This window comes from Paraburkholderia sp. GAS333 (assembly GCF_050435665.1).
Lineage (GTDB): Bacteria > Pseudomonadota > Gammaproteobacteria > Burkholderiales > Burkholderiaceae > Paraburkholderia > Paraburkholderia fungorum_A.
Genome location: NZ_JBNDKS010000016.1, coordinates 21047 through 28783, shown reverse-complemented (window position 1 = coordinate 28783; position 7737 = coordinate 21047). Strand labels below are relative to the sequence as shown.

The following is a 7737-nucleotide window of genomic DNA, read 5'->3' as shown; positions in this document are numbered from 1 at the left end:
ACTTCAACCACCCGGCACCGCTTCGTTCTGCGTCGCTGCGTCTGCAGCAGAGAAACGAGATTATGGCGATCAGACCGAACCCCGTCAACCCCCTTCCGCGAATTTTCTTGCGGGCAGACCGCGCAAGACGCCGGAAACGTACAGCCCCTATATATGGTGAAGAAAGAGGCCTAGCACGTCATGTGAAAAACCGAGACTTGTTCTATAGTTGAAGGCTTGCATTTAGCCTAGTGCGCGCCATATACAACCTACGTCGGCACTCGGCCCGGCCCGCCACCAGCGGGGCGCAAGCAGTACTGCGACAAACGCGCATCACTAATTGGTGTGCCCCCATGAGCGCGAAGGCGCAACCTCGTATATAATGCGAGCCGCGCGATTTTCGCATTTTTCTATCGGCCCGCTTCGAGCGGGCTCATCTTTTTGCTCTCCAAGAGCACAAGCCAAACAACCGCGTTGAGTCACTCAGGTGATGTTGAGCCATGCTCGAAACGCCTGACGGTCGCGTCTTGCGTCTCATAGCGAAGCCTCTAGAGGAGAATACGTGAACCCTTTTGATCGCGAAGATTCGCAACACGAAAACGCCAGCTATACAGCCAAAGCCCCGTCCGGTCGCACGGCCAAGGGCAAGGCAGCTGGCAAAGCGATCCCCGTTGCAGCAGAACTCGCGCCGCAACAAGCCGAAGAGCGTCAGCGCCAGATGCGCGCGCTGATCCAGCTGGGTAAGGAGCAAGGCTACCTCACCCACGCCCAGATCAACGACCACCTGCCCGACAACTTCGCGCAAACCGCGGCAATCGACAGCATCGTCAGCGCGTTCAACGACATGGGCGTGCAGGTCTACGAACAGGCCCCCGACGCTGAAACGCTGCTGCTCAACTCGAACGCGCCCGCCGTGGTGTCGGACGATCAGGCAGACGAAGAAACCGAAGTCGCTTTGTCGACGGTCGACTCCGAGTTCGGCCGCACGACCGACCCGGTGCGTATGTACATGCGCGAAATGGGCGCAACCGAACTGCTGACGCGCGCAGGCGAAATCGCCATCGCGAAGCGTATCGAAGACGGTCTGCATGAGATGGTGCAAGCCATCGCCGCCTGCCCGCTCGCGATCTCCGCGATTCTGGCAAGCGCCCAGCAGGTCGCCGACGGCGAACTGCGCATCGACGAACTGGTCGACGGCCTGAACGAAGAAACGGTCGCGGCGGAAGACGAAGCGCCCAGCGCCGACACGGCCGCCGACGACGACGCTGACAGCGACGGTGACGAAGACGAAGATAGCGACGACGACGTCGGCCCGGCGGATTCGTCGGCTGCGGACGAAGCGCGTCTGAAGCAACTCACGAGCGACTGCCTCGAAATTTTCGCCAAGGTCGGCATGTTGTCCGACGAGATGAACGCTTCGCATACACGCGGTGACGTCAGCTCGAAGGCCTATCTGCGCGCACGCGAAGAAATTCAGCAACACCTCGCGAAAATTCGCTTTACCGCGCGAACGATCGACCGCCTGTGCGGCGACGTGCAGCACCAGGTTGCGCAAGTTCGCGCGATCGAGCGGAACATTCTGCAAATCGTCGTTCAGAAGAGCGGTATGCCGCGCGAGAAGTTCATCGAGTCGTTTGGCGGCCACGAAGCCGACCTCGGCTGGACGGAACGCGCTGCACGCGGCAACTCGACGTACGGCCCGGCGCTGGAGCGTCATCTGCCGGCGATTCAGTCCGAACAGCAGAAGCTGATCGAGATCGAAGCCACGGTTTCGCTGCCGCTGAAGCATCTGAAAGAAGTCAACCGCAAGATGGTCGCGGCTGAATCGAAGATGCGCAAGGCGAAGAGCGAGATGATCGAGGCGAATCTGCGTCTCGTGATCTCGATCGCGAAGAAGTACGTGAACCGCGGCATGCTGTTCCTCGACCTGATCCAGGAAGGCAACATCGGCCTGATGAAGGCGGTGGACAAGTTCGAATACCGTCGCGGCTGGAAGTTTTCGACGTATGCAACGTGGTGGGTTCGTCAGGCTGTGACGCGTTCGCTCGCCGACCAGGCTCGCACGATCCGCGTGCCGGTGCACATGATCGAAACGATCAACAAGCTGAACCGTATTTCGCGCGAAATCCTGCAGCAAACGGGTATGGAAGCACATCCGTCGGTGCTCGCGGAACGCATGGAACTGTCGGAAGAAAAGGTTCGCGGCATCCTGAAAATCGCGAAGCAGCCGGTTTCGATGGAAACGCCGGTTGGTGACGACGGCGACGCGACGCTCGGCGACATGATCGAAGATTCGGCGGCTTCGTCGCCGGCCGACGCTGCAATGCAGGCCGACTTGCGCGCCGCCATCGACGACGCGCTCGACTCGCTGTCGCCGCGCGAAGCGAAGGTGCTGCGTATGCGTTACGGCATCAACACGAAGTCGGACCACACGCTCGAGGAAGTCGGCAAGCAGTTCGACGTCACGCGTGAACGGATTCGTCAGATTGAAAGCAAGGCTATGCGCAAGCTGATGCACCCGAGCCGCGCTGACCGTCTGAAGTCGTTCCTCGACCGCTAATCCAGCGGTTTAGTTAGCGATCGCGCTTGCCGTGCAACAGGCACGGCAAGCGCAGTTTTTCTCCCGCCTTGCCCCCTCCGCTTCACCCCTCCCCGCTTTCCCGCCTCATTTCCAGCATCAAATAAGCAGCGACACAAGGCCGCCAATGGTGATACCCGCCGCCAGCCAGCGTCCGGCTGTGTAGAACGAGTTGCCGTCCGATTGCGGCTGGTCCGGCCGCTCGAGCCCAAGCGAGCCGTACGCAAACGACTTCACCGGCGAGACATCCGAACCGGAATCCGTATCGCCGTCTCCCGACGTATCGCCCGTCGTGGCGTCCTGCGTCGCATTCCCGGTCTGAGAGGGTTGCGCAGATTGAGTCGCCTGCGCAGCGAGCGCCGCGCCGTCCGTGGAGATGTTGACCGCGTCATCCTGCGACGGCGTTCCAGATGTGCTGGTCTGCGCGGCGGGGTCGCTCGCGGCGGCCGTGCTGTTCGTTGTTGCTGGCGCCGCTAGCTGCGTCGTCGTTGGCAATGTGCTGTTAATTTGCATTGCTACCTCCGTTCATGTCGCTTAAGGCACGCGTCGCGCCGTCGGCTGCGGAAAGCCAAGTCGCCGTGCATCGGCGATACATGGCGACTCACGCAGCGGGGCAACGCGCAATCGGTCATAAACTCTATCGACGCTCGCTAGCCGGAACTTGAGCATTGGTAAGGCGCAGTAAGCGTACTTGTCGGTTGATCGACGGCAGGCTGAAAATCAGCCACGGCTGGGTGCGGCGTGGTCACCTTCAACTGTGCCGGCTGTCGCCAGAGAGCAAACCGCCCTCAAACGCCGCCTCACTGCCTGAAATACTCGCTGTCGCGCTGTCGCGGCAAGCGGCAAGCGCCATCCGGCAAGCACCGCGAGCCACCAGCAAAACAACCACCATCCCCGCCGCCTTGGGCACGCTCGTTGCGCGCTCCTCACTACGCTTTTACGAGGAGCAAATCATGACCACACTCGATCCCTCAAAGCCGGCATCCGCCGACCCTTCCGCCGCGCAAGGTGCAAACATAGTTGGAATGGGCGTGGGCGAAGGCCCCGGTCCCGATGTGATGGCTGCGTCGACGCTCGACGGCAACAAGGTGATTTCGTCCGATGGCGAACATGTCGGCAAAATCTCGGACATCATGCTCGACGTGCGCGGCGGACGGATCGCCTACGCGGTGCTGTCGACGGGCGGCTTTCTCGGCATAGGCGACACGCTTCACGCGATCCCGTGGAGCGTCCTCACGCTCGATACCGACGACCGCTGCTTCGTGCTCGACGCACCCGTGGAGCGGATCAGGAGCGCACCCGGATTCGATAAGGATCACTGGCCGTCGATGGCCGATGTGGAATGGGGCGCGTCGGTCCACGCTTACTACAATCGTTCGCCGTATTGGGCGGCGACGCGCGGTGTGGCGCAGGAACGGGAGTCGAACCTCTAGCACTCCCGGCGCTGCCTTCAGCCCAAAGGCACACCGGCATTCCATCGTTGTCCACAGAAATTGTTCTTAAGCCTGTGGACAACCTGCGCATGACTCATCCAAGTCATTGATCGCACTGGATTTCGTGCGTCCGCTCTCAACGGGTCGCACGATCCTGATTCAGGGCACCACGAAACGCTTGACCAGCGTCAACTCCCCAGCCTTGCGCATCGGCACGCGGATCGTTTCGCTCTTTTCGTCCGGCGTGTTTTCGTTTGTGATGATCGTGATTTGCGCGACGGTCATATCGCTGCCGCTATCGCCGCTACCGTAGTAATTCACGAAAACCAGATACGTCCCCTTCAACGGCGCCGCCGACGAATAAATCTCGGGCCCATAGCCGGTCGTCACGTCGACATCGAGCGAGCCGCCGTTGGCTGTCACGCGGTCGCCGTACCATGCGTGCGCGCCATCGGGCGACACCACGTGCAAATCGAGATCGGTTCCGTCGGTGTCCCACGCGAGCACTACGCGCAGCTTAGGCTGGGTTTTGCCGCTGTACGCGTCGTAAAACTGCACGCGTTTGCGGCTGCCGTCCGGCGCGCGAAGTTCGACGCTATTGCTGCCGGAAGGGAACGCATAAGGACGCGAAAACTTGCCATCTTCCTCCACGCGCTGCGGCAATGGCGTACCGTCGACCACCAGCGTGCCGACCGACTTGCCGCTACCGTCGCCCTTGCTCTTGTTTTTCGGCGTATTGCGGATCTCTCCCTCGATCAGCGCGAACTTCGACTGCCCCTCCGGCGTCGACACCGACACCGCCGGGTAATGCACGTCCTGCGTATAACGCGCGCTGTCGCCGCTCGTATTGCGCCAGCCGTTCAGCGGCGCGGCGAAATCGATCTCGCTCGCGTGCGCCGCCGTCGCAGCCTGCAGGCAGACGGCGACGAGCAGTCCGCGAGCCGCTTTCACCCACCCCGTCGTGGTATCGAACTTCATCGTCAATGCTCCCGTTCCGCTGTCAGAGTCGCTCGCTTTTCACGAGCATCAGGTCGCCGATTTTGCGCAGCGGCACGACCATCGTTTCACGTCGTTCGTTCGGCGTGTTTTCGTTGAATACCAGCGTCAACGTCGCGGTGATCACATCGCGGTCGTGCGCGGCGGCGTCGAAGTTATAGCCGGTCGAATCGAAATTGCCCCAGTAGTTCAGAAAGAACAGCCACGTTCCACGCTGGGGCGCCGCCGACGAAAAAATCCCCGGCCCCGCGCCGTCGACGGAATCGACATCGAAACCGCTACCGTCCTCCAGGGTCGGATTGGCGAAGAACGCGTGCAAACCGTCGGGCGTAATCACATGCAGATCGACCTGCGCATGCGGATCGTCCCACGTGACGATCGCGCGCAGTTTCGCCTGCGGCTTGCTGCGGTCGGCTTCGTAGAACTGCATGCGTTGATGCTGCCGGCCATCGGCGGAAATCAGTTCGATGCTGTTCGACCCCGCGCCGAACGCCCACGGCCGCGCGAACGCGCCTTCGTCGTCGGTATAGAGCGGCGTGGGATTGCCGTTGACCACAAGCATGGGCGGCCTGCGCGCGTGTTTGTCGATATGCCGCAGGCGTCCCTCGATCAGCGTGCGGAAGCGCTGCGCACCACGATCGACCGGCGGCTTGGGGTACGCCGCGACGAACCGCTCGCCTTCGTTCGTCAGCCCGCTATGACGCCAGCCGCCGAACGCGCCGGTCAGATCGGCGATGAGGCCGGCGGTATCGGCAGCGTTTGCCGACTGTGTGACGACGCTCGCAAACAGCATCGTCACGGCAAGCGCTACCACCACGCAGCCACGCGAGCAGCGCCCGGAAACCGCTCGGCGGGACAACGATAAAAATGGGCGCGTAACGTCGTTCATTGGATTGGATTATCGGTACGGATCAGCGTGCGCGCGGTGCGTTCGACAAACGCCTCGTCGAGCCCGCGCGGATGATGCTGGAACGCAAGATGCAGATATTCATGCGCCAGCGCGATGCGGTCCTCTTCGGTCTGCAACCGGTACACGTAGACGCGATTGCGCTGCGCATCGGCATAGGGACGCCCTTCGCGCACTTCGCACACCGCCGGCAGATCGGGCGTCTCGTAGCCTGCCGCGCCGTCGAGCCGCCGCTCCCATGTGGACGCGTTACGTTTCAACCAGGCCTGCGCGCCCGCCACCGCGATACAGTCGCCGGACAGCGGGCTCAGGAACGAGGTCAATGTCGCCTGCGGCCACGTGCGCGCGAGGATCGCGTCGAACGTGAGACCGGTTTGCGCCGACGCCTTCGCGGCAAGCCAGCTCATCTGGCCCGGCGCGGCCTTGTCGTGGTGATACTGAACCGGCACGCCGGTCAGCACCAGCGCGTCGGTCAGATCGGCGGCATGGCGGGCAGCTGCGGTCGGTTCGCGCGGCAGGACACGCTGCGTGCTGCTGCTGTCGTCGATACGAAAACAGCCGTGGTCGTGATTACCGTGCTGGACCACATAGGTACGCGCCGCCACCGCCAGCGCCTTGACCGCTTCCGGCTGACTCGTATCGCCCTCGCGCTCGACTACGCGCGCCACGTAGTCGTTCATACCGAAGCGGCCAACCACGCGCGGCGCGCCTGCCGCGTCGCGATCGAGCCGCAACTCACCGAGACTCGTCACCCGCGCCCAGTTGCCGTTGATGAAACCGATCCGAAAATCGCCACGCAGCGGCCCGTCGGGCGCAGCGGTCGGTCCTGCATCGCCGAGAACTTGCCGGATCGGATAGCGGCTGAAGAAATCGACCAGCACGCAGCCGTCGTCGTCCGGTACGGCAATCGACGTGAGCAGCGGCGCGATGCGCGGCGCGGCGGCAGCCAGCACGCGAGCGCTGCCGCCGGGTCCGCCGAGCCACACGGGCGTGCCGTCCGCGAGCCAGCCCGCCGCGCCGCCGAGCGATGCGCCCGGACGCGCCGGATTGGGCATCGTCCAGGTTTTGGCGCGCAACACGCTGCCATATAGCGCGACCGTGCCTTCGCCGCGTCCGCTGGTGAGCACGGACACCAGCGTGCTCGCCGCCGCTTCACGCGGACGCGCAGGCATCGCCTGCAATGCTGCGAGCAGATCGGTGACGCGCACGCGTTGCGTCGGCGTCATCGAATGAAGATCGCGCAGCCACGCTGGCGCGTGCGCTGTGCTCCAGTATTTGCGCCAGTCGGCGGAATCGAGTTGCAGGCGCGCGGGCTCGAAATACAGTCCGCACGATTGCACCAGCGCGTGTTCCCGGTCGATGTGTCCGCCGGTCATGCAGCAATACACTTCGTCGCGGTCGCCGCCGTTGCACGCGTAGTCGGGCGTCGCGATATTACGGTCGACGAGATAGCCGTAGACGAACAGTTTCCACACGCTGCCAAGTGGCGTTTCAAGCGATGCGGGCAAGGGTCGCGCAGATCGCGGCTCCAGCCCGGATGCCGGGCCGCTGGCATTGGCGGTCGTTTGCCAAAGCTGGCTCTGGCCGTCGCGCAACCACGCGAAGTTCAGCAGTTGCGCAGACGAGGACGCAGGCCGCGCTATTGCGGCACTTGTCGCGCTGGTTGCGCGGTCGACGGCGCGGCTCGAAGCGAAACTCGCGTTTGCCGCGAGCGCGGGCACGGTGGAGTCCGCCGCATACGCAGCCCCGCCATTCGCCACGTAGCCTACGCTCACGGTGAGCGCGACCCTCAGCGTCACCGCCAGACAATCGCGAACAGGCCGAAGCGTGCTGAACATAACCGT

Annotated in this window: 6 protein-coding genes; 2 read left to right on the top strand and 4 right to left on the bottom strand. The window is 63.1% G+C overall.

What is annotated here, in order from left to right; translation table 11 throughout:
- The first annotated feature begins 541 nt into the window (after positions 1–541).
- Positions 542–2539: an RNA polymerase sigma factor RpoD gene (gene rpoD / locus ABH945_RS35750; protein ID WP_074767049.1), complete on the top strand. Its 1998-nt coding sequence runs from the start codon at positions 542–544 to the stop codon at positions 2537–2539.
- Positions 2540–2656: 117 nt separating this feature from the next.
- Here the strand turns inward: rpoD and ABH945_RS35745 are convergent, their stop codons facing one another.
- Positions 2657–3070, bottom strand: coding sequence for a hypothetical protein (locus ABH945_RS35745; protein ID WP_429253830.1), 414 nt, complete (start codon positions 3068–3070; stop codon positions 2657–2659).
- A 440-nt stretch (positions 3071–3510) separates the two neighbouring features.
- Between ABH945_RS35745 and ABH945_RS35740 the strand changes: the two genes are divergently transcribed.
- Positions 3511–3990, top strand: a complete 480-nt coding sequence (locus tag ABH945_RS35740) for a PRC-barrel domain-containing protein (protein ID WP_074767044.1) — start codon at positions 3511–3513, stop codon at positions 3988–3990.
- Positions 3991–4149: 159 nt separating this feature from the next.
- Here ABH945_RS35740 and ABH945_RS35735 read toward each other — a convergent pair whose 3' ends face one another.
- The 3 genes from ABH945_RS35735 to ABH945_RS35725 all read right to left on the bottom strand — a co-directional run bounded on the left by ABH945_RS35735 (position 4150) and on the right by ABH945_RS35725 (position 7731).
- Entirely contained in the window at positions 4150–4968 is an 819-nt protein-coding gene (locus tag ABH945_RS35735) for a YfaP family protein (RefSeq protein ID WP_074767042.1), read from the bottom strand.
- A 22-nt stretch (positions 4969–4990) separates the two neighbouring features.
- Complete coding sequence (locus ABH945_RS35730) at positions 4991–5779, bottom strand: YfaP family protein (RefSeq protein ID WP_429253832.1); 789 nt, start codon at positions 5777–5779, stop codon at positions 4991–4993.
- A gap of 92 nt (positions 5780–5871) precedes the next feature.
- Entirely contained in the window at positions 5872–7731 is a 1860-nt protein-coding gene (locus tag ABH945_RS35725) for a DUF2300 domain-containing protein (RefSeq protein WP_429253829.1), read from the bottom strand.
- Between the last annotated feature and the right edge of the window lie 6 nt (positions 7732–7737).

Coding starts and splice junctions, on each gene's coding strand:
- ABH945_RS35735 (WP_074767042.1), bottom strand. CDS start 4,968: ATGAAGTTCGATACCACGACGGGGTGGGTGAAAGCGGCTCGCGGACTG.
- ABH945_RS35745 (WP_429253830.1), bottom strand. CDS start 3,070: ATGCAAATTAACAGCACATTGCCAACGACGACGCAGCTAGCGGCGCCA.
- ABH945_RS35730 (WP_429253832.1), bottom strand. CDS start 5,779: ATGCTGTTTGCGAGCGTCGTCACACAGTCGGCAAACGCTGCCGATACC.
- ABH945_RS35725 (WP_429253829.1), bottom strand. CDS start 7,731: ATGTTCAGCACGCTTCGGCCTGTTCGCGATTGTCTGGCGGTGACGCTG.
- ABH945_RS35740 (WP_074767044.1), top strand. CDS start 3,511: ATGACCACACTCGATCCCTCAAAGCCGGCATCCGCCGACCCTTCCGCC.